The sequence below is a fragment of the Novosphingobium sp. G106 genome (assembly GCF_019075875.1).
GTDB lineage: Bacteria > Pseudomonadota > Alphaproteobacteria > Sphingomonadales > Sphingomonadaceae > Novosphingobium.
This window is the reverse complement of the sequence record NZ_JAHOOZ010000001.1, coordinates 5917671-5942388: the sequence shown is the minus strand read 5'-3', so window position 1 is coordinate 5942388 and position 24718 is coordinate 5917671. Positions and strand designations below refer to the sequence as shown.

Annotated in this window: 20 protein-coding genes, 1 tRNA gene and 2 pseudogenes; 11 read left to right on the top strand and 12 right to left on the bottom strand. The window is 65.3% G+C overall.

Going from position 1 to position 24718, the window contains the following annotated elements; genetic code table 11:
- Positions 1-20: 20 nt before the first annotated feature.
- A complete protein-coding gene (locus KRR38_RS28940) occupies positions 21-749 on the bottom strand; it encodes a phosphatase PAP2 family protein (protein WP_217406840.1) in 729 nt (242 codons plus the stop codon).
- A gap of 26 nt (positions 750-775) precedes the next feature.
- Positions 776-1813, bottom strand: a complete 1038-nt coding sequence (locus tag KRR38_RS28935; RefSeq protein WP_217406839.1) for a YncE family protein — start codon at positions 1811-1813, stop codon at positions 776-778.
- Positions 1814-2042: 229 nt separating this feature from the next.
- Between KRR38_RS28935 and KRR38_RS28930 the strand changes: the two genes are divergently transcribed.
- Complete coding sequence (locus KRR38_RS28930) at positions 2043-4559, top strand: TonB-dependent receptor (RefSeq protein WP_217406838.1); 2517 nt, start codon at positions 2043-2045, stop codon at positions 4557-4559.
- Positions 4560-4569: 10 nt separating this feature from the next.
- Here KRR38_RS28930 and KRR38_RS28925 read toward each other — a convergent pair whose 3' ends face one another.
- From KRR38_RS28925 to KRR38_RS28910, 4 genes are all read right to left on the bottom strand, one after another.
- The gene (locus KRR38_RS28925) at positions 4570-5979 is read right to left on the bottom strand and encodes a HAMP domain-containing sensor histidine kinase (protein WP_309141167.1); all 1410 of its coding nucleotides are present in this window, start codon (positions 5977-5979) and stop codon (positions 4570-4572) included.
- A complete protein-coding gene (locus KRR38_RS28920; protein ID WP_217406837.1) occupies positions 5970-6650 on the bottom strand; it encodes a response regulator transcription factor in 681 nt (226 codons plus the stop codon). Before KRR38_RS28920 ends, KRR38_RS28925 begins: the two co-directional genes overlap by 10 nt.
- Before the next feature lie 138 nt (positions 6651-6788).
- The gene (locus KRR38_RS28915; protein WP_217406836.1) at positions 6789-7535 is read right to left on the bottom strand and encodes a transporter; all 747 of its coding nucleotides are present in this window, start codon (positions 7533-7535) and stop codon (positions 6789-6791) included.
- A gap of 1 nt (position 7536) precedes the next feature.
- A complete protein-coding gene (locus KRR38_RS28910) occupies positions 7537-8340 on the bottom strand; it encodes a hypothetical protein (RefSeq protein WP_217406835.1) in 804 nt (267 codons plus the stop codon).
- A 208-nt stretch (positions 8341-8548) separates the two neighbouring features.
- Here KRR38_RS28910 and KRR38_RS28905 point away from each other — a divergent pair, with 208 nt between their 5' ends.
- From KRR38_RS28905 to KRR38_RS28890, 4 genes are all read left to right on the top strand, one after another.
- Positions 8549-8971 (top strand): hypothetical protein, encoded by a 423-nt coding sequence (locus KRR38_RS28905; protein ID WP_309141166.1) that lies wholly within the window; start codon positions 8549-8551, stop codon positions 8969-8971.
- Positions 8972-9300: 329 nt separating this feature from the next.
- Positions 9301-9618, top strand: coding sequence for a hypothetical protein (locus tag KRR38_RS28900; RefSeq protein WP_217406834.1), 318 nt, complete (start codon positions 9301-9303; stop codon positions 9616-9618).
- An 11-nt stretch (positions 9619-9629) separates the two neighbouring features.
- Complete coding sequence (locus tag KRR38_RS28895; protein WP_217406832.1) at positions 9630-10508, top strand: cytochrome P450; 879 nt, start codon at positions 9630-9632, stop codon at positions 10506-10508.
- 12 nt (positions 10509-10520) lie between these two features.
- Positions 10521-10847, top strand: a complete 327-nt coding sequence (locus KRR38_RS28890) for a 2Fe-2S iron-sulfur cluster-binding protein (RefSeq protein ID WP_217406831.1) — start codon at positions 10521-10523, stop codon at positions 10845-10847.
- Positions 10848-11014: 167 nt separating this feature from the next.
- Here KRR38_RS28890 and KRR38_RS28885 read toward each other — a convergent pair.
- Positions 11015-11091: transfer RNA gene (locus KRR38_RS28885), tRNA-Arg, on the bottom strand.
- 83 nt (positions 11092-11174) lie between these two features.
- Here KRR38_RS28885 and KRR38_RS28880 point away from each other — a divergent pair.
- Genes KRR38_RS28880 through recF form a run of 3 tightly spaced genes read left to right on the top strand, consistent with a single transcriptional unit; the run spans position 11175 to position 14183 of the window.
- Positions 11175-12293, top strand: a complete 1119-nt coding sequence (locus KRR38_RS28880; protein ID WP_217406830.1) for an epoxide hydrolase family protein — start codon at positions 11175-11177, stop codon at positions 12291-12293.
- A gap of 8 nt (positions 12294-12301) precedes the next feature.
- Positions 12302-13081: a queuosine precursor transporter gene (locus KRR38_RS28875; protein ID WP_217406828.1), complete on the top strand. Its 780-nt coding sequence runs from the start codon at positions 12302-12304 to the stop codon at positions 13079-13081.
- A gap of 19 nt (positions 13082-13100) precedes the next feature.
- Positions 13101-14183 (top strand): DNA replication/repair protein RecF, encoded by a 1083-nt coding sequence (gene recF, locus KRR38_RS28870; RefSeq protein ID WP_217406827.1) that lies wholly within the window; start codon positions 13101-13103, stop codon positions 14181-14183.
- Here recF and KRR38_RS28865 read toward each other — a convergent pair.
- Complete coding sequence (locus KRR38_RS28865) at positions 14152-14898, bottom strand: arylesterase (protein WP_217406826.1); 747 nt, start codon at positions 14896-14898, stop codon at positions 14152-14154. The two genes, recF and KRR38_RS28865, sit on opposite strands and share 32 nt — an antisense overlap.
- 48 nt (positions 14899-14946) lie before the next feature.
- Here KRR38_RS28865 and KRR38_RS28860 point away from each other — a divergent pair, with 48 nt between their 5' ends.
- Positions 14947-15663, top strand: a complete 717-nt coding sequence (locus KRR38_RS28860; RefSeq protein WP_217406825.1) for an ABC transporter ATP-binding protein — start codon at positions 14947-14949, stop codon at positions 15661-15663.
- Positions 15660-18189 (top strand): annotated as a pseudogene (locus KRR38_RS28855) (ABC transporter permease). Before KRR38_RS28860 ends, KRR38_RS28855 begins: the two are co-directional and overlap by 4 nt.
- Positions 18190-18192: 3 nt before the next feature.
- On the opposite strand, the gene KRR38_RS28850 reads toward KRR38_RS28855, so the two are convergent.
- From KRR38_RS28850 to KRR38_RS36540, 4 genes and pseudogenes are all read right to left on the bottom strand, one after another.
- Positions 18193-18681, bottom strand: a complete 489-nt coding sequence (locus KRR38_RS28850; protein ID WP_217406824.1) for an RDD family protein — start codon at positions 18679-18681, stop codon at positions 18193-18195.
- Positions 18682-18814: 133 nt separating this feature from the next.
- A complete protein-coding gene (locus tag KRR38_RS28845; protein WP_217406822.1) occupies positions 18815-19204 on the bottom strand; it encodes a DUF805 domain-containing protein in 390 nt (129 codons plus the stop codon).
- Between the two features lie 131 nt (positions 19205-19335).
- On the bottom strand, positions 19336-20247 hold the full coding sequence (locus KRR38_RS36545) for a TonB-dependent receptor domain-containing protein (protein WP_309141165.1): 912 nt from the start codon (positions 20245-20247) through the stop codon (positions 19336-19338).
- 1256 nt (positions 20248-21503) lie between these two features.
- A pseudogene (locus KRR38_RS36540) lies at positions 21504-21830 on the bottom strand (TonB-dependent receptor plug domain-containing protein); the annotation flags it as partial.
- A 423-nt stretch (positions 21831-22253) separates the two neighbouring features.
- Between KRR38_RS36540 and typA the strand changes: the two are divergent.
- Positions 22254-24086, top strand: coding sequence for a translational GTPase TypA (gene typA / locus KRR38_RS28835; RefSeq protein WP_217406820.1), 1833 nt, complete (start codon positions 22254-22256; stop codon positions 24084-24086).
- Positions 24087-24718 lie beyond the last annotated feature (632 nt).

Genomic DNA, 24718 nt, shown 5'->3' with positions numbered 1-24718 from the left:
TTTCTCGAGTTGGTCGAAAATCAGTGCGCTGCGAGTTCTGCGCGCGCGGCCGCTACCCGGTCCGCAAGACGCGGATCGGCGAGCAGGCGGACAGCGGCGAGCGTGCCGACCACGTGGCTCGCGGCGGTGTCCGAGGCGAAGTGGCTGGCGCAATATTCGCGGCTGCGGGCATAGTCGTCGGCCTTGGCCAGGATGGCCGAGGCTTGACCCGGCAGCAGCTGAGCGAGGACGTAGCCGACCGAATAGGACAGCGTAGCGTGGCCGCTGGGGTAGCCGCGCAGCGGATTGGCGTTGGGCTTGCCTTCGCAGTCGTGCAGCGCCGGATCGAGGCCCCAGGGCCGCGTGCGTCCGAAATAGACCTTGCTGAGGCCTGCGGCGATGTTCGCCTCGCTATGCACGATCTCCAGCAGTTCCCAGGTGGCGGGCAGCTTGGTGATGTCGCGCCCGATGGTCGTGCTGAAGATTGCGGAGTCCTCGTGGGCCGCGTCCCACTTCGCCTGTTCGAGCCGGGCGGTGCTGGCCGATGCGATCAGCGCCCGCAGCGTCTCGAGCTCGAGCTTTTCGGCAGGCGAGCCCTTCGCCGGCGGTGCCGGCAAGAGACGGGCGGGCTCGAAGTCGGCGGGGTTCAGGTACTGGAATTGCGTCGGCGGCTTGGGCGCCGTGGCGACGGGGGCCACCGCTTGCGCCTGGGCAAGGGTCGGAATGGCGGGCAGCGCAAGGACGGCGAAGGAAAGGAATATCGCCTTCACGGGGTATTCTCCGATGCAGGAAAGGGTCACGCGGTGGGGGCGACGACGAGAACGACGAAGCTGCCGGGTACCGGCTTGCCGCGCTTGGCGCCGGGTTCGGGCGGCGCGAGCGTCGCCGTCGGCAGGTAAATGCGACCGTTGCGCGGATCGATGGCGCCGGTCTTGGCGCCGACCTGGGTCTGGATGGTCTGGGCGACGTGGATGTGGTCCGCATCACCGATCGCCAGCGCGATCAGCGTGCCGCTGCCGCCGCAGGGGATGAACGCCAGCCCGCGGGCCTCGTCGACGAGCACCGCATCGGGATCCCGGCCAATGGCCAGCGTCTCGAGCGTCTTGCCCGTCGCGGTGTCGATCACCAGGGCGACTTCGTTGGCGCATGCGGAGATCAGACGCGTGCCGTTGGCGACAAGGGCAAGGCCTGTGGGGCCTTCGCAGCCCGGAAGCGCAATAGTACCCGTCTTGCGGCGACCGACGAGGTCGACGTGGACGATGGTGTTGGCATCTTCGATATTGATGAAGGCCCCGCCCTTGCCGTCCGCGACCGCGAACTCAAGGCCGCCGCCGACATCGATCTTGCCGGCGAGCGAACGCTTGGCGGGATCGAGCAGCGCCACCGTGCCGTCGCCCGCGTTCATCACCGCGATCAGGCCGGTCTTCGGGTCGAGGAAGGCGGCATCGGGCTTGGTGCCGGTCGCCACTTCGGCAAGTACGCTTCCGTCGGTAGCCGAGATGAAGCGGCCGAGGCCGGTCTCGCCATCGGTTTCGAACAGGGTCTTGCCGCCTTCGATCGACAGGACCTGATGCCCGCGATGCGCGTCGGCGAGATGATCGGTGACATTCCGGCTCGCGAGGTCAACCGCGGTGATCGCGTTGCTGCGGGCCACGTAGAGCTTGCCGCTGTCGGCATCCACGGCAGCGAAATCCCAGCCGCCATCGGCCGCAGGAATGCGATCGACGACGCTGTAGGAGACCGCACCGATTGAAGCCGATCCTTTGGCCGCGCCAACGCCAGGCGCAACAAGGCATACTGCCAAAACGGCAGTTACCAGATTTCTGGTGAGCATAGAATTTTCCCTTGTTCCGACCTTGAAAGACGTCGGTTCGAAGGGCCGGCTATGCCTGCTGTATGACAGAACCGAGACTCTTGCCGGGGTGGTAGTGACGATTTGCCGAACATTGCAAATTTAGAATTTTCGGCCCCGACAATATTGCAAAATTAGAATTATTCTCCTGCTAGCGACACTGTCTTACTGCCTGCATAGGGCTGCGCCTCTGCCGCGATCCGGATCGATCATGTCCTCCATTTCTCTCGTTTTGCTTCTCGCCCAGGCCATGGGCGCGCCCGCTGTATCGGTGTCCGACGAGGCACCTGTCGTTGCGGGAGCGGAGGCGCCGGACAACGGCAATCAGCCGATCGTCGTGGTGGCGGAACGGCTACGCGCCACCGTCGCCGGGCCGCTCGAAGCGCAGGTATCGTTCGGCAGCGACGCCGTAACCGCGCTCGGGGCCAGCAATCTCGCCGACATTCTCGCCCAGCTTGCCCCGCTCACCGGCGGATCGCAGGGCCGCGCCGGAAGCGGGCCGGTTCTGCTCGTCAACGGTCGTCGCATCGGTTCGTTCGACGAGGTTCGCAATCTTCCGCCCGAGGCGATCCAGCGCGTGGACATATTGCCCGAGGAAGCGGCTCTGCGGCTGGGCTATCCCGCCACGTCGAAGCCGGTGAACATCGTCCTGAAGCCGCGCTACGCCGCCGGGACGGGCGAGCTCGAGGATCGAGTCACTACGAACGGCCTGCGCAACGATTTCAACACCGAGCTCAATCTCGTCGACATCGCCGGCGACAATCGCATGACGATGGACCTCCAATACCAGATCGGCGACGCGATCACCGAGGCCAAGCGGCAGGTGATCCGGCCGATCGACACGCGGGCCGCGAGCACCGCGGGCATTTTGTCCAATCCGGCGGGCGGCGCTCTCCTGCCGCTGTCGGCCGACTTCGCCGGCGTCCCGGCCGACGGCAGGGCGCTCAGCGATTTCGCTGCCGCCACTGTAGCCGACGATACCGGGCGCTTTCACACGCTGATCCCCAGCACGAAACAGTTCACCGCCAACGGCACCTTCGCACGGGCCTTGCCCAGCGGAATGGCGCTTTCCGCGAATGCCAAGTTCGATCGTCTGGTCGCCGACGAACTGCTCGGCCCGGCGATCGCCGAAACCATCATTCCGGCCGGCAGCGCATATCCGTTCTCGGGTCCGGTCCGGCTGCGCCGCAGCCTTCCGGATGACCCGGTCCAGTCGCGAACGACGGCGACCGATACCTATCATTTCGGCGCGCAGCTGGCCGGCTATGGCGCCTGGCAGTGGTCCGCCGCCGGCAATTTCGACCATACCGACCTCAACCGTCACAAGATGGGCGGTGTTGACGCGACGGCGCTGCAGGCCGCGCTGGACAGCGGCAGCATTGCCGATCCCTTCGCGCCGCCCCCGGCCGCCTTGCTCACTGCGCGCGGAGAGACCAGGTCGTCCAGCCACGACCAGCTCATAGGCACGGACCTCTTCGCCAGCGGCCCCCTCGGCGATCTGCCGGCCGGTGCGGTCAACCTGACGCTTGGCGCGGCACTAGGGCGCGAGACGATACGATCGTTTCAGGACAGCGGCGCCACGGATCTCGCGCGCAACCATGCCGGAGGCCAGGCTTCGCTCGACCTTCCACTGTTAAAGCATGGCAGTCCTATCGGCGCCCTCGACGGCGGGCTGAATGGATCGGTGGACCGCTATTCCGATGCCGGCACGATCAAGGGTTTCGGTGCGACGCTAAGCTGGAAGCCCGCAAAGAACCTCTCGCTGCTGCTGGCCGCGTCGCGCGATCAGACCGTTCCGACCCTTACCCAGCGCGGCGGGCTCGTCGAGACGACGCCCGATGCCGCCTTTTTCGACTACACGACCGGAAGCTCCTTCACCGCGGCCCGCATCGACGGCGGCAACCCTTCGCTCCGGGCCGATCGGCGTTCGATCGCCAAGGCGGAGATTTCGGCAAAGCCGTTGGCAGGATTGGGCCTGACGGCGACTTACACCGCGATCCACGACCGCGACCCGCTGCTCGCCTTCCCGGGCGTCAGCGCGGCGACCGAAGCCGCGCTGACGGACCGCATTGTGCGCAACGCGTCCGGCGCCGTGACGCTTGTCGACATCCGGCCGTTCAACGCCGCGAGCGAAGATCGGCAGGAGCTGCGTCTGGCGCTCACTTTCGGCAAGACGTTCAGCAAGAGCGAAGGACCGCGCGTCCCTGGTGGGGGCGGTTTCGGCGGAGGACATTCGTTCGGTGCGGCGGGCAGCACGATTCAGTTCAGCCTGAGCGACACCGTTCGCTTGAAGGACCGGGTTCGCCTCGACCCGGGCACGCCGGCCATCGATCTGGTGAACGGCAATCAACTCGGCGACGGGCTGCGCGTGCCGCGCCACAAGGTCGACGCCCAGCTCAGCGCGACGCACGATGGCTTCGGACTGCGCGCCAACGCAATCTGGACCAGCGGTGGAGAGGCCGGGGCGGACAACCTCGGCAACCTGCGCTTCGACGATCGCTTCCAGCTCAATTTCCGCCTGTTCTACTTCCCAGCCAAGAACAAGGCGCTGGCCGAGGCCATGCCGTGGCTGGAAGGCGTGCGGCTGCTGCTGGCCGTCGACAACCCGTTCGACTCCTACCAGCGTGTTCGCGATGCCGCGGGCCGGACGCCGCTCGCCTATCAGCGTTGGCTGCTAGATCCGATCGGCCGGACCGTCCGGTTCAGCATCCGCAAAACGATCGACTGACAGGGTTCGATCAGCCGACGAGCTCTGACCGTTCGCGCAGCGAGGCAGGCGGTTCGATGCCGACCATCGGCAGGCGGATTTCCACCGCCAGTCCGGGGCGATTGTCGGTCAGCCGCAGTTCGCCGCGGTGGAAGCGGACGATGGCCTGGGCAATCGCAAGGCCGAGACCGCTACCCGATACCTTGTCGCTGGTCGAACCGCGCTCGAACGGCTGCAGCACGCGCGCACGCTCGTTCGTCGGAAGGCCGGGACCATCGTCTGCGATGGTCAGCATTGCCATCGCGCGGGTTCGATCCTCGCGCAGCGAAACCTGCGCAGTCGTGCCCGGCGGCGTGTGCAATGCGATGTTCTCCAGCAGATTGACCAACAGCTGATGGATCAAGGGGCCATCGGCGAGGATTGCCAGATCGCCGAGCGGACCCACGACCAAAGCGCTGCCATTGTCGCCGAGCACCGGCTCCATGGATTCCGTGACATCCTCGATCACGTTCTTGAACGACAGCGGCCCCAAAGCGGTTGGATGACGCCCAGCTTCGATTTCGGAAAGACGCAGCAGCGCGTCGAATATCGCAATGATCGAGGCACATTCGCGCTCGGCACGCTGGACCATCCGGCCATGATCGCCATCCGGCGCCGCCAGAAGCCCGCGCAGCCGCGTCAGCGGCGTCCTGAGGTCGTGCGCCAGATTGCTGGCGAACTGGCGCTGGACCTTGAGCATCTCTTCCATGCGATCGAGCATGCGATTGAAGCTGGCCGCCTGCACCGCGAACATCCCGTCCAGCCGGTTCATCGGCACCCTGCGTTTGAGGTTGCCATTGGCGATGGCGTCCGCAGCGAGCTGCGTTTCGACCAGGCGGACGGCAATCTGCCGCGCAAAAAGCCAGGTAGCGGCGATACCGGCTGCAGCGATGGTCAGCGACAGGGCCACGGCAAGCGGCGGGAGGATCGCATTCAGGTCCTCGACGATTTCGCTGTGCGCGACGATGACGAGAGAAGTTCCGCCGCCTAGCTGCTGACGGTAGGCACGACCTTCACGCGGAACCCCGTCGCCATCGCGAAACGTCACAGCCGAATAGCCTTCGGGCGGCATAGCCAGGGCGATATTACCGAAAAGCGGGTGCCCCGCGGCATCAAAAACGACATGGCCCTTGTCGGAGATCGTCCGTTTCGTCTCCCATTCGGCTATCCGCCGGGTCAGTTTGGGCAGCGCCAACGAATCCGGGGCGGGGCTCGGACTGCCCAGCAGTCGATCCCGGTCGCGCAGCAGCGATTTGTCGACCTCGGCAGTGAGCCGCGCTTCGGCGATGAAGAACATCAGCACACCGGCAAAGCCCATCGCCAGCGCGAAAACCACCCCGAACTGGATTGCCAGCCGGCCGACCTTCGGTTGCGGCACCTTGGTGACCCGTCTTACGCGCACCGTTCGGATCGCAGGATGTAGCCGGAACCCCGACGCGTCTCGATCGGATCGCAATCGATCTCCAGCAGCTTCGTCCGCAGGCGGCTCATGTTGCTTTCGACGATGTTGGTGGCGGGCTCGAACGAGTAGCCCCAGACATGTTCGAGCAGCATGCCGCGCGTCACCAGCCGATCAGCTTGCCGGATCATATGAGCCAGGAGCGAATATTGCTTGCGGTTGAGCGCGGTGCTGCGATCGCGGCATATCGCCTGATGGCTCGCGGGGTCGAGCTTCAATGCCCCAACGGTGAGGCCACCATCACTCTCGCGACCCGTTTTCCGGCGCGCGACGGCGTTGATACGCGCGGCTAGCTCAGCCATGTCGAAGGGCTTGACGAGATAGTCGTCGGCCCCCGCATCGAGCCCCTCGATGCGATCTTCCACCGAGCCAAGCGCGCTAAGGATCACGACAGGCGGAAAGGACGCCTTTCGGCGCAATTCGTCGAGCAGCGCAATGCCGCTGGTATCGGGCAACATGCGGTCGAGAATGATCGCGTCGAATGGCGGACCGTCACATTGGGCGATCGCCTCGGCGCCGCAACAGGCGAGAGCGGTTTCATGACCCATCTGGCCAAGCCCCTGGCTGATGAACCGCGAAATGACCGGATCATCTTCGACCACCAAAAGCCTCACGCCCTGCGCTCCAAGATTGTCATTCGGGCCTCCGAGCTGGGTTTATTACCAATTTTAGGATCATTTATGACAACGCAGGCAAGGGGCCGGTTGCGGTTTCAACAAACTGCCAAGGCTCAGGACTCGCCCACTGAAACTCTAGAAATCCACCCCGAGCGCCAGGAAGCCATGGAAACCGGCTGCGCCGCCGCCATCGTCGAAGGTAGGGCCGCCTGAGACGAGGACACGAAACGGCGCCTTCAACAGGTAGATGGCGCCCGCGCCGAGGCTGGTCGAGCCCTTGCCGCCGATCGTATCCGCACCTTGGTGATCAGCCTCGACGCCCAGCAGGAGTCGATCGCCGAGGTGCCGGGTGACCGCAACGCCCTCGGTCCAGTAGTCGTGGTTGCCCGAGCCGGGATTGATCGCATAGCCGCCGCCGCCGAACACCGACCATGCGCCGGCATCCTTCTGCAGCCAGATCGGCAGCAGCGCCGTGACCCTGCCCGCGCTCATGCCATTGCTGCCGGTGGGAAGCGTCATCCCGGGAAAGAACGCGACCTGCACGCCGGCAGCCTCGTCGCGATAGAAGCGGTATTTGGCCGAGACTTCGAGATCGCCGGCACCCCAGCGCCAACCGCCGGCATCGTGCGTATAGGCGGCGGGCAGCCCGACAGTCAGTTGCAGATTGGGCGCCGCGCCATAGTTGACCTCGACGCCCGCCGAACCCGAGAAATCCGTTCCGCGTCCCGCGGCCTCGAACAGCGGCGCATAGATTTCCCAATGCCCGGTTTCGGTCGGCTCCGGGTCGTCGGTAAGGAACGGAGGGCCCGCCAGGGCAGCCGCGGGCGCGAGCAGGATCGAGAGCGCGATCAGCCGCGCTGACAGCGAAACGCCGAAGCGCATGTCAGGCTGCCCGCGTCTCGGATTGCGCCGCTTTCTGACGGGTGAGCATGATCAGGCCTCCAATAGCAACGATGAGCACCACAGACGCACCGACCCTGCTGAGTTCCAGCCCGCCTTTCGCAAGCGGCTTGTCGAGGAAATCGCCGACGACGGCGCCAAGCGGCCGAGTCAGGATGAAAGCCGCCCAGAACAGCCCCACCCGACTGACAGCCGTGCGGTAATAGGCCAGAGCGATCATGGCGAGCAGCCCACCGAAGATCACGGCTGAGCCGAGATAGCCGAGCGGTCCGTCGGCGATCCAGTCTCCCAGCGCCGTGCCGAGCGTCTGCGAAAAGGTGATGGTGAGCCAGTAGTAGAGCTCGGCTTTCGGCTCATGCACCGAACTGACCGAGATCGTGCCCAAGGCCCGGTGCCACACATACAGCGAGAGCAGCACCATACCCAGCAGAAGGAGCGATCCACCAGGATAGCCGGTCCCGAGTGAACGGGTCGCGAAGTCTGCCATCGTCGTCCCCGCCGTGGTCGAGGCGATGATCGTCGTCCAGTAGAGCCAGGGATTGAACCGGCTCGCCCGGATTTGCAGAAAAACCATGATGGCCAGTGCGCTGGCGAAGATAAGCGTGCCGATCAGATAGCCGCCTTGCCAGAAGGATGTCGGCGCCTCGGCCGTGGTTTCGCCGAGCCAGGACATCGAGACGCTATCTCCGGCGGTTTCACCGAAAGTGGTCGCCAGGATCTTGATCACCCAGAAACCGAGCGTCACCGCGGGAACCTTGGTCGCTTCGGGCTTTGAATCTTCTCGCATTGCTGTCTCCGGCGACGAACGATGAGCGCAGCTATGCCGACCGGGCGACGCTGCCTATAAGCAGGCGCTCAAATTCCGCCCAATAAGCGAAAGTCCTATGCAGCGATTTGGATCGAACGATGCCGACAAGGGGCGGATGCTGGCGGATCGGCAGATAATTTTTCCCGTCGCGATCATGGTGCTCCAACTGGTAGCCGCCATATTCTTCGTGGTCGACGGCATCGAGGATCAGATCGAGCAGGCAAGCCGAGGCTTCAGCCTGGACCTCGCGATGGAATGCGTCATTGCCTTCGCTCTGCTGGGCGGCGTGATACTCAGCTCGCGCTATATCGTCCGCTTGAACCGAGAACTGCGCTGGAAGGACCAGTCGCTGGCACGCGCACGCGGCGCGCTTGCCGACCACATCGCCCAGCGCTTCAAGGAATGGAGCCTGACACCGAGCGAAGGTCAGGTAGCCCTGTTCGCCCTGAAAGGCTGCGACATTGCGGAAATCGCGCGATTGCGCGGGGCTGCTACGGGAACCATCCGATCGCAGCTCAGCCAGATCTACGCAAAAGCCGAAGTAACCAGCCAGGCGATGCTGGTATCCCTGTTCATCGAAGATCTGCTGGAATCGCCAATTGTCGATTAGAGCAATGCCTCGGAGCGATTGCCTGATCCGATGTCGGCGCTCATCGCGCACCCAAACGAATACCGCTTTCAGGCGGCGAGAAACTGGTCTCGAGCGGCCGCTCCGTTGGCGAACACCGACTGTTTAGTGTGAGATAGCGGGCAACTGGCGCAGCAGTCGGACCGACACGCGCCGGATATCAAGCGGACGGCAGAAATTCAAATCGCGTGCGCGAGCAAACGGCAAGGCGCTCCAAAGTGACTACTTTTCATAAACGCACTTTATGATATGCACTATATCACAGAGGCCCCACACTGGCGCCCGACTGCATCGCAGGGACAGTAGAGAAAATGAACGTGATGGCATCCACCTGTCCGGCTCATCAAGGACGTGACGATCGCAAGTCGGCCAAGATCGCCGAGGCCAATCTTACGCCGCAAGAGGGCGCGCGCGTGATTGGCTCGTTTGCGACATCCCGCGATATCCTGCGCTCGCCCAAAGTTCGCCAGGCCGGTCCACCTACCGACTCGCCTTCGGAGCAAACTGAGGTCAGTAACCCCGGCGACGTCTCCTTCTTTTCCTGGACGGGGACGAGCACCGCAAGCGCCGCGCCGCTGTCGCCGGGCTGTTTGCGCCAAAGACCATTGTCACGCGCCATCAGGCGGTGATGAACCGCACGATGGACGATATCGTCGCCAAACTGAAAGCCCGTGGCTCGGCCCCGCTCGACGAACTGAGTTGGCAGATGGCCGTCGATGTCGCGGCCGACATTATCGGCCTTACCAACAGCGACACCAGTGAAAACCTGGCGAACCGGGTGAAAGCGGTGCTCGATTCCTCGATGGAGCGGAAGAAGGGTTTCCTGGGCAAGGCCATCTTCGGCGCGAAGATGCTGATCCGCGTCGGTCGCTTCTGGAAGCAGGACATGGTCCCCGCAATCGAGGCCCGCCGCAAAGAGCCGAAAGACGACGTCATCTCCTATATGGTCAAGGAGAACTATTCGAAGCGCGGTATGATCATGGAAGCGCTCAGCTATGGCGGCGCCGGCATGATGACCACGCGCGAGTTCATTGTCATGTGCGCTTGGCATATGTTCGAGAAGCCCGAGCTCAAGGCGCGGTTCCTGAACGGTGACGATCCTGACAGGTTCGCCATCCTCGAAGAGATCCTGCGGCTAGAACCCGTGGCCTCGCTCGTGCATCGCCGCGCGGCGGAGCCCGTCGAGAGCAAGGACGGGGCGGCCGTCCAGGAAGGCGAGGTCGTGGCCATCTCGATCCGCGACGCCAATACCGACGAGGCGATCACCGGCCCCTGCCCCTTCGAGCTCGATCCCGATCGGGCGAAGCGAATGAAGGTGGTCGGCCCTTACATGAGCTTCAGCGATGGGCCACATCGCTGCCCCGGCGCACAGGTGGCATTGCACGAAACCAGCATCTTCCTCGACCGGATGTTTCGCCTGCCCGGCATCCGTCTCGTCTCCGAGCCCGAGATCAAATGGAACCCGCACATCCAGGGCTACGAACTGCGCGGCGCTGTCGTCGCATGCGATCCCGCCTGAGCCCGGTTCCCGATGGTAGCAATCACGTTCATTTCCGCTGACGGCTCCGAGCGAACGATCGAGGCTGAAGAAGGCCTCTCGCTCATGGAAAACGCGGTCGGCAACGGCATCGATGCGATCGAGGCTATCTGCGGCGGCAACGCCTATTGCGGAACCTGCCGGGTCTATGTCGATCCCGCGTGGCAGGCGATCATGGGCGAAGCGGCCGAGATCGAACTCCCCATGATCGAGGTCAGCGGAGACGAAACGCCGGGTGTCCGGCTGTCCTGCCAGATCACCGTGGCCGGAGAGCACGACGGCCTGATCGTCCGCACACCTGCATCGCAGGGCGCAAGCTGAACGCCCAGGCCTCCGAGGTCATCGACGGTGTTCATATCTACGAATGCCTGGCCGTAGCGCTTGCACAGCGAAAGCGAGCCTTCCGGCGTCTGCGTGCCTGAACGAACCTATGCGCTCCCTATCGCCCGAGAAATCGAATTAGGAAACACCCTGACCCATTGAAAATATGGCGCGCCCGACAGGATTCGAACCTGTGGCCCCAAGCTTAGAAGGCTCGTGCTCTATCCAACTGAGCTACGGGCGCGTCGCGGCATCTCATAAGCGGCCTTCGCGGCGCGCGCAAACCGCGATAGGGTGCTGCGTCGGGCATAAGCAGGGGAGAGGCAATTGCGCGCGTTCCGCGTCGAAGTCGCCGAGGAGGCACTCGAGGATCTCCAGGCCCGACTGCGCACCACGCGCTGGATCGAGGACGCCATCCGCGACGAGCCAGGCTACGGTGCCACGCTCGGCTTCGTGCAGAGCCTCTGCGCGCATTGGCGGGACCGTTTCGACTGGCGCGGCGTCGAAGCGCGGATCAACGCCCTGCCGAACTGGCTGACCGAGATCGACGGCCTCGACCTCCACTTCATCCACCGTCCCTCGCCCCGGTCCGACGCGATTCCGCTACTCTTGCTCCACGGCTGGCCGAGCTCGGTGCTGGAATTCACCGAAGTGGCGAGGCCGCTGGCCGAGCCGACGGGCGACGAGCCGGCCTTCCATGTCGTGATCCCGTCGCTGCCGGGCTACGGTTTTTCGCAGACGCGGCCGGGCGTGTCGCCGCGGCGGATCGCGGCGATGTTCGCCGAGTTGATGACCCGGCTGGGCTATTCGCGCTTCATGATACAGGGCGGCAACTGGGGCAGCGGGATCGGCACCGAGATGGCGCGCGAATGGCCCGCCCGCGTGATCGGGCTGCACCTCAATGCGATCAACGCCGGCCCACCGCCGGAGGACACGCCTCTATCGCCCGAGGATCAGGCTTTGGCCGACGTCTACTCGCACCTCCTCGCTTACCCGCATTTCAACCTGCTGGCCCGGGCGCCGCTGTCCACCGCGCATGCGCTAAACGATTCTCCCGCCGGCCTCGCCGGCTGGATCGGCGAGAAGCTGCGCGACTGGGCCGATGTCGACCTGCCCGGCAATCCCGGCCTCGCACCCGACTGGATGCTGTCGAACATCGCGCTCTACTGGTTTACGGGGACGATCGGCTCATCCTCGGCGCTTTATCGGGAAGCCATATGCGATCCGGCGCCCGAGCGCTTTGTAATGGTGCCGACTGCCGTGCTCCACCTCGCCGCCGAAACCGTGATCGCACCACGCGCCTGGGCGGAGCGACTCTACAACATCATGCGCTGGACCCGGTACGAGCGCGGCGGGCACTATGCGGCGATCGAGGTTCCCGACATCTTTCTCGAACATGTGCGCAGCTTTGCACGCATGCTTTGCGGAAACGCCGAGAGAGGTTAGATAAAATCATGGACCAGCCGCTCTCACGCATCGAAGGCAGCGCCGGCGCGCGCCGGCATTTCCGCTATTTCGACTATGCGATGGCGGCCTTCGTCGCCATCCTGCTGCTGTCGAACCTGATCGGCGCGGCCAAGCTTTCGACGGTCTGGGGTTTCACCTTCGGCGCGGGCATCCTGTTCTTCCCGGTTTCCTACGTGCTCGGCGACGTGCTGACCGAGGTCTACGGCTATGCCAATGCCCGCCGCTGCGTCTGGGCGGGCACGATCGCGCTGATCTTCATGGCCTTCATGAGCTTCGTCGTCGTCGCCATGCCGCCCGCGCCTTCGTGGGGCTGTTTCTCGAGCGGCGATACGATGTTCAAGTCGCTCGGCCTCGAACCGGGGACGATCTGCCAATCGACCTACATCTCGGTCTTCGGCAGCACCTGGCGCATCGTGCTTGCCTCGGTCATCGCCTTCTGGGCGGGCGAGTTCGTCAATGCCTTCGTCATGGCCAAGATGAAGGTCTTCACCCAGGGCAAGCACCTTTGGACGCGGACGATCGGCTCGACCGTGTTCGGCCAGGCGGTGGACAGTGCGCTGTTCTACCCGATCGCCTTCTTCGGCATCTGGGAGACGCACGACGTGCTGCTGGTCATGATGACCAACTGGGCGATGAAAGTGCTCTGGGAAGTCATGCTCACCCCGGTGACCTATGGCGTGGTCGGTTGGCTCAAGAACCGCGAAGGCGTCGACGTGTTCGATACCGACACCGAATTCTCGCCTTTCGCCAAGACGGAATCGCTCTGATCCGGCAGAGGCCGCCGTCATGGCGCTAGATCGCATTCTGCTGTCCGACTTCCGCAACCACCGCGGCACGAAGATCGAGGGGACTGCCCGGTTCAACCTGCTCGTCGGCGAGAACGGTGCGGGCAAGACCAACGTGCTCGAAGCGATCTCGCTGTTCGCGCCGGGCCGCGGGCTGCGGCGCGCGAACCTCGCCGACATGCCGGCGCAGGCCGGGCCCGGCGGTTTCGCGATCAGCGCCGAACTGGCGACCCCGGCGGGCCCAGTGCGGCTGGGCACCGGCACTTCGGCCGAGCGCCCGGGGCGCCGAGTCGTCCAGGTCAACCAGGCCGAGGCTCCGGCGGTGCGGCTGGCCGAATGGCTCGGCATCGGCTGGCTGACCCCGGCGATGGACCGGCTGTTCGCCGAGGGGGCAGGCTCGCGGCGACGCTTCCTCGACCGGCTCGTGCTGGCGCTGGAGCCGGCGCACGCCCGGAATGCTGCCCGGCTCGAAGCCGCGCTGCGCGAGCGCAACCGGCTGCTGGCCGACCCCGCCGAGCCCGATCCCACCTGGCTCGATGCGATCGAGGTGCAGATCGCCGAGACCGGCGCCGCGGTAGCGCAGGCGCGCGCACGGCTGGCCGACCAGTTGCAGTTAGCTTTGGCCGCATTGCCCGAGGCACCTTTCGCGCGGCCATTGCTGACCTACGAGCCTGGTGGCCCGCTCGATCAGGCCGAACTGGCGCGCGCGCTCGCCGAAGGCCGCCGCCGCGACCGCGCCGCCCAGCGCACGCTGACCGGCCCGCACCGCGACGAACTGGCCGTCACCATGGCCGGCAAGGGCCAGCCTGCCGCCGAGTGCTCGACCGGTGAACAGAAGGCGATGCTGATCGCGATCACTCTCGCCCATGCCGGGCTTTCCACCCAGGACCGTCCGCGCCTGCTGCTGCTCGACGAAGTCGCGGCGCACCTCGATCCGGTGCGCCGCGAGGCCCTGTTCGACCGGCTGCGCAGCGGCCCGGCGCAGGTCTGGCTGACCGGCACCGAACTCGCCCCGTTCGAGGCGATCGAAGGCGAGGCCGCGGTCTGGCGGGTCAGCGAGGGGGCGGTAGAGCGCCTGTCTTAGCGTCATCCGTCTTCGGGAGCGCCCCCGCTACCTGATCCACCGTCGCCGCGACGATCGCCTCGATCCCTTCCTTGGTCGGGTGGATATGGTCCTGCTGGACGAGGTCGGGCCGGCCCTGCACCGCCTGGAGGAAGAACGGCACCAGCACCGCGTCGTACTGCGTGGTCAGCGCCGGATACATCGGATCGAACTGGGCGCGATAGTCGGGGCCCATGTTGGGCGGCGCCAGCATGCCCATCACCACCACCTTGATCTTGCGCTTTTTCAGCTCGCTCAAGATCGCGTCGAGGTTTGTCCGGGTCTGCCCGGGCGGCAGACCGCGCAGCATGTCGTTGCCGCCGAGGCTGATCAGGACGAGATCGGGCGGACGCTGCTGGCTCTGCAAGGTAAAGGCCAGCCGCGACAGCCCCTCGGCGCTGGTATTGCCCGAGACCCCGGCGTTGGAAATCCGCGCATTGATCCCGCGCGCGCGCAGCGCCGCTTCGAGCTTGACCGGATAGGCCTGGTCGGACGGCAGTCCGTAGCCGGTGAAAAGACTGTCGCCGAGCGCGAGGATGTCGCGCTCCTGTCCCATCGCCGGGATCTCCGGCGGGGCGTTGATCACGTCCGACGCGGTCTGGGTCGGCGGCGCCTTGGGAGCCTCACCCTGGCCGCATCCGGCGAGCAGCAGCGCGCCTGCCAGCGTGCCCAACAGTTTGGCCACGTACAATTTCATACAGATGTCTCCTTGCCGGACGCCGCATAGCTATGCCATCCCCCCGCGGTGACAAGCCCCCCTATTGGCGCCTCGGCCGCCATCGCCGCGCAAAACCTCACTCTCACCCTCGGCAGCGGCGAGAGCGCCGTCTCGATCCTCAAAGGCATCGACCTCACCGTACCGCAGGGCCAGACCTTGGCGCTGCTCGGACCTTCGGGCTCGGGCAAGAGCTCGCTGATGGCGGTGCTCTCGGGCCTCGAACGCGCGAGCGGCGGTGCGCTGAGCGTCGCTGGTGAGGACTTTGCCGCGATGAACGAGGACGGCCTCGCCCGCGCTCGCCGCGGCCGCATCGGCATCGTCCTCCAGGCCTTCCACCTGCTGCCGACGATGACCGCGCTGGAAAACGTCGCGACGCCGCTCGAACTCGCCGGCCTGCCCGATGCCCAGGCGCGGGCCGCGGCGGAGCTTGAGGCCGTGGGCCTCGGTCACCGCCTCAGCCACTACCCCGCCCAGCTTTCGGGCGGCGAGCAGCAGCGCGTCGCCATCGCCCGCGCCATCGCCCCGCGCCCCTCGCTGATCTTCGCCGACGAACCCACGGGCAATCTCGACGCCGCCACCGGCGCGGGGATCATAGACCTGCTTTTCGCCCGCCGCGCCGAGACGCAGGCGACCTTGGTGATGATTACTCACGACATCGCGCTCGCCGAACGCTGCGAGCGCGTGGTGTCGCTGGCCGACGGGCTGATCGCGAGCGACAGCGCCCAGAGCAACGAAAAAGCGTGAACGCTGCTCCCCTCCCTTGGTCCATCGCCTGGCGGATCGCGCGCCGCGATCTCAACGCGCGGTTCCGCGGGCTGCGGCTGCTGCTGGTCTGCCTGTTCCTCGGCGTCGGTGCGATCGCCGCGATCGGCACATTGACCGGCTCGATCGAGCGTGAACTCGCGACGCGCGGCCGCGCGGTCCTGGGCGGCGACATCGAGGCGACGGTCTGGCAGCGCGGGTTGAAGCCGGACGAGCGCCGCGCGCTGGCCGCGCTCGGCACGCTGTCCGAAGGCACACGCATGCAGGCCATGGCGACAGCCGGCGACAGCACTGCCCCCGTCGAACTCAAAGCCGTCGACGCGCGCTGGCCGCTGGTGGGCCGCCTGCGCCTGAAGGACGGCCGCGAAGTCGGCGCGCCGGCCGAGGGCAGCGTCTGGATCGGCGAAGGCGCCGGCGAACGGCTGGGCGTCAAGCCGGGCGACCTCGATCAGGATCGGCGGCCAGAGCGTCACCGTGGGCGGCGTGATCGACGACGAGCCCGACCGGCTCAGCGAAGGGCTCTCGCTCGGCACCGTCGCCATCGTCCGCGACAGCCTGCCCGAGCGCGGCGGCCTAACCGCGCCGGGCGCGATGTTCCGCAGCAAGGCGCGCGTCACGCTGGCGCCGCAGGCCGATCCCGAGGCCACGGTCGAAGCGCTCCAGAAGCGGTTCCCCGACGCCGGCTTCACCTGGCGCACGCGCGACAAGGCCGCGCCCGGAGCCGAGCGCTTCGTCTCGCGCATGGGGGAATTCCTCGTGCTGGTCGGATTGGCCGCGCTGGCGATCGCCGGGATTGGTATCGGCGGCGGCGTGTCCTCCTATCTCGAAGCGCGGCGGAGCAGCATCGCCACGCTGAAGGTCCTGGGCGCGGCGAGCGGCGACATCGCGCGGATATACGTGCTCCAGATCGGCGCGGCGGCGCTGGCGGGCAGTGTCGCCGGCCTTGTTGCCGGCGTGCTGGTGACGCCGCTGCTGGCGGCAGCGCTCGGGACCCTGTTGCCGGTGACGCCGGGCTTCGTCTTCGCCCCCGCCGCGCTGGCGACCGCCGCCGCCTACGGCCTGCTAGTGGCGCTGGTCTTCGCCGCGCCGCCGCTCGCCCGCGCACAGGCGTTTCCCGCGATGGCGCTGATGCGTGCAAGGGTCTCGCCGCTGGCGCTGCCCCGGCGCGCGCTGCTGCTGCCGGTGGGCCTCGGCCTCGCCGCGATCGTCGCGCTCGCTCTGGCGAGCGCCGCGCAGATCAAGGTCACCGCGCTGTTCCTGGCCGGCGCAGCCGCCGTGCTTGCCCTGCTGGGCGCGCTCGGCTGGGCGATCCGGCATGCCGCCGCACGGCTGCCACGGCCCCGACACCCGCTGCTGCGCGCTGGCCTCGCCAATCTCCATCGGCCGGGCGCACAGACAGGCGCGCTCGTCACCGCGCTGGGCTTCGGCCTCGCCACATTCGTGCTGCTGGCGGTGATCCAGACCAGCCTCGAAGCCAATATCGAGAAACGCATCCCGCAGCGCGCGCCCGACTACTTCGTGCTCGACGTGCCGCGCGACCGCGTCGGCGCCTTCGAACGCGCCGTGTCGGATATCATCCCCAAGGCGACGATCCGCACGGTGCCGGCACTGCGCGGCGCGATCCTCGCCTATGGGCCCGAAGGCCGCATGACCCGCGTCGCCGACCTCAAGGACAATATCCCCGAAAAGGCCTGGGCGCTGAAGGGCGAGCGCGGGCTGACCTATGCCGATGCCGTGCCCGAGGGCAATTCACTGGTTCAAGGCAAGTGGTGGCCCAAAGCCTACGCGGGCCCGCCGCTGGTTTCGGTCGACGACGAATTCGCCCAGGCGGTCGGCCTCAAGCTCGGCGACAAGATCACGGTCAGCGTACTCGGCGTCGAGCGCACCGCGACGGTGGCCTCGCTGCGCCGGCTCGACTGGGAGAACATGGGCTTCAACTATGTGCTGGTGTTCTCGCCCAACACCCTGGCCGACGCGCCGCACAATCTTGCCGCGACGATCGACGTGCCCGCTGGCGCAAGCAAGGCCGGGCTGCTGCGCAAGCTCGCCCAGGCCTTCCCGGCGACCTCGGTGATCGAGACCGGCACGCTGCTGCGCGAGGCCCGCTCCCTGCTCTCGCAGATGTCGGCGGCAATCCTCGCAGCGGCATCGGTCGCGGTCTTCGCCGGGCTCGCCGTGCTGTTCGGTGCGATCGCCGCGGCGCGTGCCAGCCGGACGTACGACAACGTGATCCTGCGCGTGCTGGGCGCGAGCCGGAAGCAGCTCCTGCTGCTGCAGATGGCCGAATACGGCCTGCTGGCCGGCGCGCTCGCGCTCGTAGCGCTGGCGCTCGGCAGCGGCATCGGCTGGCTGGTGATCACCCAGCTGTTCGATTTCGACTGGCTGCCCGACTGGCCGCGCATCTTCGCGGTGCTCGGCGCCGGGCTCGTGCTGGTGCTGGGTTTTGCGCTGGCCGGCTCGCTGCCACTGCTGCGGGCCAAGCCGGCGCAGGCTTTGCGCGAACTCTGAGTCTTAGCGGAACGCCTCGACGCTGACGCCGATCTCCTGCGGATTGCGCGCCTTGTAGACCAGCGTGCCCGCGATCATGTCGTGCAGGCCCTGCTTGCGCGCGGTCCAGCCGATCATGAAGAAGCCGATGAGCAGGATGATCGACGAGATGATCTTCGCGAAATAGCGCCCGGTGGCGCGACCGAAGCTTATCCGCTGGCCCATCTCGTCGGTGACAACGAGGCCAAGCGCCATCTTGCCCGGGGTAGCCTGATAGGATGAGCTTTCCAGCAGCGCCGAATAGAGCCACGAACCGACGAGCCCGATCAGCGCGCCCGTGAGGCCACTGATCGTTTCCAGAGCCGCCATGTTCGATGCGCCGGCCCCGGACAATGTCCCCAAGCCGATCCCCACGCCGACAACCCCGCCGATGACCGAGGTCGCGACGTTGATGATGATCGCATCGAGAATGTAAGCGACAAATCGCCGCCAGAAGCCGCCGAACTGTGGCATTGGCCTTCCCCCGTGAAGTCAGGCCTAAACCTTAGACGGACGGCGGGCACGAACGCAATCCGGGCTCATCGAGAACCCGGATTGCTGCGCCGTGTTGACCAGCGCCCAATCTTGCGCCGGCACACTCTTCAGATCAGGCAAAGACCTCCGCGTTCGCGGGATTCTTTGGATCGGGGCCAAAACGGTTTGGTCCCTTGGTCCCCTCAAGGCACATGAAGACCAGCACCGCGATGCTGCCGATGAACGGGATCAGCGCCAACAGGACGAACCAGCCGGACTTGTCCTGATCGTGGAAGCGTCGCACCTGCACGGCAATTCCGGGAATGATCACGGCCAGAAGAAGAATGGTCGTCAGCGGGCCATAAACGCCGCCGACCATGCCAGACAGGCCAAGAATGCTCTCGACAATGCTAAGAACGATGGCAGCGATAAATATGCCAAGGACGAACATCCAATATTCTTTGCGCCGCGACCGCCCGGAAAAGTCGGCGTAACGCTTCAAAGGCATCAGCATCCATTCCATAACCTGTCCCCCCTTATCGAACAGCGCCCTTCTCGTTGGAAAGACGCGGGGAGAGCATCACAGAATCTTCATGACCGCAAACAAAAAGGGGGCCGCGAGGCCCCCTTCCCGTATTCGTACAGTCGCCGTCCCTACCAGCGGAACCTTGCCGAGACGCCGTAGGTGCGCGGCTGATTGGTATAGGCCGAGACCGATCCCTGCTGCGCCACCGAGTCGAAGATCACGTTGATGTAGCGGTTGTCGAGCAGGTTGCGGCCCCAGACTCCAAGCTCGAGACCGTTCGCCATGGCATAGGTGATCGACGCGTTGAGATCGCTGACCTCGCGCTTGAACGGCCGCGCCGCGTCGAGACCCGGCTGATAGTTGAGCACGGCGCCGGTGACCGGATCCTTGACGATGAAGCCGGGCAGGCCCTCGACGGTCTGCACTTCGGATTCGTAGTGGTAGTCGCCGTAGAGGATCAGGTGATCGCCGTTGCCGAACTCGTGATCGTACTGCGCGGTGAAGGTCGCCGAGATCGGCGGGATGTCGGCGGGCGTGATGCCCGTCGCGTCGCCGAAGGCGGAATTCTTGAAGTCGTCGTACTTGGGATTGAGATAGGTCCACGACATGCCCAGGGTCAGCCCCTTGGCCGGCCGCACCGTACCTTCGAACTCGATGCCGAACACCGATTCCTTGCCGGCATTGCCGAGGAAAAAGCCGGTCCCGGTGAAGATGTTCGACTGGAAACCGCGGATGATCTCCTTGAACACCGCAACGTTGGCCGTGACCTGGCCCCAGTTGGCCTTGATGCCGGCCTCGTAAGAGGTCGATTTCTCGGGGCTGGCATAGCGGCTGCCGTAAGTCTGGTTGGGCGATGCCAAGCCTGCCGCAACCAGTGCCGACTGGTCGCTGAGCGATGGCCGGCTGTCACGCGAAAGGTTGATCGAGCTGGCCTTGAAGCCCGTCGCGACGCCCGCATAGACATTGATCGTATCAGTTGCGTCGTAAGAGGCGCGCGCCGTCCACGAAACGTTGCCGTCGCGCGTCTTGCCGGGCTCCACCGAATTCGGCACGTCGAGGAACTCGGGCAGGAACTGCAGTGCCCGCAGGGCATTGAGCGGGTTCGCGTTGGGATTGTTCTGGTTGGCGTTGGCAAAAGCCTGCGCCTGGGCGAGTGAGGCTCCCTGCTTGAGCGCCCCCCCCCCAGAAGGAGCTGATTGCGGAACGGCGCATAGCGCGGATCGTTGAAGTTGAGGTTGGCGAAGACGTCGTTCGACGAGATGTTCGCCGAGTAGTCCTTGGCGTCGTGGGTATAATTGATGCCGCCCGTGAGGGTCAGCCGGTCGACGATCTGGAAATCGATCTGCCCGAAGATCGAGAAGGCCTGGTTCTTCATGGCGTAGCGCTCGCTGAGGCCCTGCCCGTTGACGAAGAACTGGCCGACATACTTCGTCGGCGCGCCTTCCAGGGCACCGAAGGTCTGCTCGAGCATCGGGATGGAGAGCGCCCCGCCCGAAGCCCCCTGGACCAGGAGATTGGCATAGGGCCGCGCGACCGAACCCCACTGGATCCCGCCGTTCTGGTCGATCTTCTCGTGGAAATAATAGGCGCCCAGCAATGCCGTCAGCTTGTCCGCGATGGAGGCGGTGGCGCGGAATTCCTGGGTGAAGGTCTTGATGCCGGTGTCCGAGGCGTTGGTCCGTATGATGTCGGCGCTGGTGAAATCGGCATCATAGTCGGTGAACGACTGCGTCTTGCGATAGGCCGTGATCGAAGTCAGCGTCAGCGGCCCGACCTCGTAGTCGATCTGGCCCGAGAACCCGTAGTTCTCGATTTTGTTCGACGGCACGAAGTTGTTGTAGACCTTGTTGTCGAACAGGTCCTGCGGCGCATTGACGTTGCCGCCGACCGCGCGGACGGCCGCCGTCGCCGCCGACGACTGGACGTTGACCACGCCGCAGCAGACTTCGTCGATCTTGCCGTAGTCGCCGATCAGGCGGACCTTGAGCTGGCTGTCCGGCTCGAACAGCAGCTGGCCGCGCACGAACCAGCGATCGCGGTCGTTGAGCTTGGCGCCGGTGTTGAGATCCTTGTTGTAGCCGTCGCGCTTGTTGTAGCCACCCGAAAGGCTGGCCGCGAGGGTATCGCTGAGCGGCCCGGTGACGACGCCCTTGACGACGACGGCATCATAGTTGCCGTAGGACGCCTCGACATTGCCGCCGAATTCGAATTTCGGCTTCTGCGTGACGATCGAGATGACGCCGGCCGAAGCGTTCTTGCCGAACAGCGTCGACTGCGGCCCGCGCAGAACCTCGATCCGCTCGAGATCGGGCAGATCGGAAATCTGCGACGCGGTGCGCGAACGGTAGACGCCGTCGATGAACACGCCGACCGAAGGCTCGATGCCGGCATTGTTGGCGCCGTTGCCGAAGCCGCGGATGAAGAAGTTGGTATTGGCCGAATTCTGCCGCTCGCCCACGCGCAGCGAGGGAACGATCGAACCGAGGTCCTTCAGGTCGCGGATATATTCGCGCTCGATCTGCTGGGCAGTGGCGACGGTCACGGCGACCGGCACGTCCTGCAGCGTCTGTTCGCGCTTGGTCGCGGTAACGACGATTTCGTTGGCGTTGCTGTCCACGGGCATGTCGCCCGCCGGCTGCGCCTCTTCGGCAGGCTGCGCCTCCCCGCTATCCTGGGCGAACGCCGTCGCCGGCGAAGCAATAACGAGCGCCGCTACGGTGGAGAACATGGCGGCGCGGGTTGATACGGCAAGGCCGCGTGCAATCAGCGACATAGGGTTGCGATCCCTCCCTGCGAGGAGCCACGCCGGCACTGTGCCTTGCGCGTACGAGCTCTTCTGGAAGTTCGATTTAACCATAAATTCCTAATTTTTCGATACGTGGTCGACGCAAGAACCGCTGGTTTCTGTGCATTGGTGATAAATCGGTCACAGACCATGCGGTGCAATCCACCGCTTGCCGCCGCGAGCGGTTTCGGATAGGGGCGCGCCGTGTTGCAGCGCAACAGAGCGCTGTCTGAAATCCCCCAGTATTTGGAAACCCATCGCATGTCCGCCCCGCTTCCCCTGCGCAATATTGCGATCATTGCGCACGTCGACCACGGCAAGACCACGCTCGTCGATCAGTTGTTCCGCCAGTCCGGCACCTTCCGCGACAACCAGCGCGTCGAAGAGCGGGCGATGGATTCGAACGACCTGGAAAAGGAACGCGGCATCACCATCCTGGCGAAGCCGACCTCGGTCGAATGGAACGGCACGCGCATCAATATCGTCGACACCCCCGGCCACGCTGACTTCGGCGGCGAGGTGGAGCGCATCCTCTCGATGGTGGACGGTGTGATCCTGCTGGTCGACAGCTCGGAAGGCGCGATGCCGCAGACCAAGTTCGTCACCGGCAAGGCGCTGGCGCTCGGCCTCAAGCCGATCGTCGTGGTCAACAAGGTCGATCGCCCCGACGAGCGCATCCAGGAAGTGCTCGACGAGGTGTTCGACCTCTTCGTCACGCTCGAAGCCAACGACGAGCAGCTCGACTTCCCCGTGCTCTACGCCTCGGGCCGCAACGGCTATGCCAGCGAGGATCCGCAACGCCGCGAAGGCACGCTCGAGCCGATGTTCCAGAAGATCGTCGACCACGTGCCGCCGCCGGCGCTCGACGCCGACGCGCCGTTCAGCTTCCTCGTGACCCTGCTCGACCGCGACAACTTCCTCGGCCGCGTGCTGACCGGCCGCGTCCAGTCGGGCACGGTCAAGGTCAACCAGCCGATCCACGCGCTCGACATGGACGGCAAGGTGATCGAGACCGGTCGCGCCTCCAAGATCATGTCGTTCCGCGGGCTCGAGCGCGTGCCCGTCGACGAAGCCAAGGCGGGCGATATCATTTCGCTGGCCGGCCTGGCCGTCGCCACCGTCTCCAACACGATCTGCGACACCGCGGTCTCCGTGCCCATCCAGGCCCAGCCGATCGACCCGCCGACGCTGTCGATGCGCTTTGCCGTCAACGACAGCCCGATGGCCGGGCGCGAGGGCGACAAGGTCACCAGCCGCATGATCCGCGACCGCCTGATGCGCGAAGCGGAGTCCAACGTCGCCGTCAAGGTCACCGAGAGCGCCGACAAGGACAGCTTCGAAGTCGCCGGCCGCGGCGAGCTCCAGCTCGGCGTGCTGATCGAGACGATGCGCCGCGAAGGCTTCGAGCTCGGCATCAGCCGCCCGCGCGTGCTGTTCGGCGAGGACGAGGACGGCAAGCGCACCGAGCCTTACGAGATCGTCGTGATCGACGTGGACGATGAGTTTTCGGGCACGGTCGTCGACAAGATGAACCAGCGCAAGGCCGAGATGACCGACATGCGGCCCTCGGGCGGCGGCAAGACCCGCATCACCTTCTCGGCCCCCTCCCGCGGCCTGATCGGCTACCACGGCGAGTTCCTGTCCGACACGCGCGGCACCGGCATCATGAACCGGCTGTTCGAGAAGTACGGCCCGCACAAAGGCAAGATCGAAGGCCGCAAGAACGGCGTGCTGATCTCCAATGGCGCGGGTGAGGCCAATGCCTATGCGCTCGGCCCGCTCGAAGAGCGCGGCATCCTGATGGTCGGCGTCGGCGAAGCGCTCTACGAAGGCATGATCATCGGCGAGAACGCCAAGCCGGACGATCTCGAGGTCAACCCGATGAAGTCCAAGGCGCTGACCAACTTCCGCGCCAGCGGCAAGGACGACACCGTTCGCCTGACCCCGCCGTGGAAGCTGACGCTCGAGCAGGCCATCGCCTATATCGACGATGACGAACTCGTCGAAGTGACGCCCAAGACCATCCGCCTGCGCAAGCGCTGGCTCGACGCCAACGACCGCAAGCGCGAGAGCCGCAAGAAAGAAGCGGCCTGAAGATAGAAAGGGCGGCCCGGACTACCGGCGCCGCCCTTTTTCTTTGGGGCCATGGGGGCTGCGAATGCTGGGCCTGTGGGAGCCGAGGCCAACTCGACGGAAGATCATCCGGCAGAACGGTCTCGTCGGGAAATTCCGACGCTCTCACTCCATCCGTCGCCCCTGCGAAGGCAGGGGTCCAGCTGACGGTGCCTCATTGTACCTTCCGCTTCAGGAGGAGAGCTTATCTAGCCCCTGCCTGCGCAGGCGCGACGGGTTTGTTGGGGCTCCGGAAAGTCCGCTATGGACGGGGGAGCGTTGGAAAGCTGCCGATCAGGTGCGTTTGCGGTTCCGTTCGAAACTCGGCATGCTGACGACGGTTTCGCCGGTCTCGACCTGCGGAACGCAAGTGAACTAGTAGCGGGAGCATCGTGGTGAGGGACTTGACACGAATTGCCTTTTATTCGGTAATCGCACTGAGTTCACCGTTACTAGCTCAAAGCAATCGAGAACACGTATCTGAAGAAAACCTCGAAGCAACTGGGCAATGGCGTCTAAATAATTCCGGTCAAAGTTGTGATTTGCAGCACGACTTTGGCAATGGAGACCGGAGCGTCACTCTTCAGATTTCGAGGGTGGCGGGGCCGGCCATT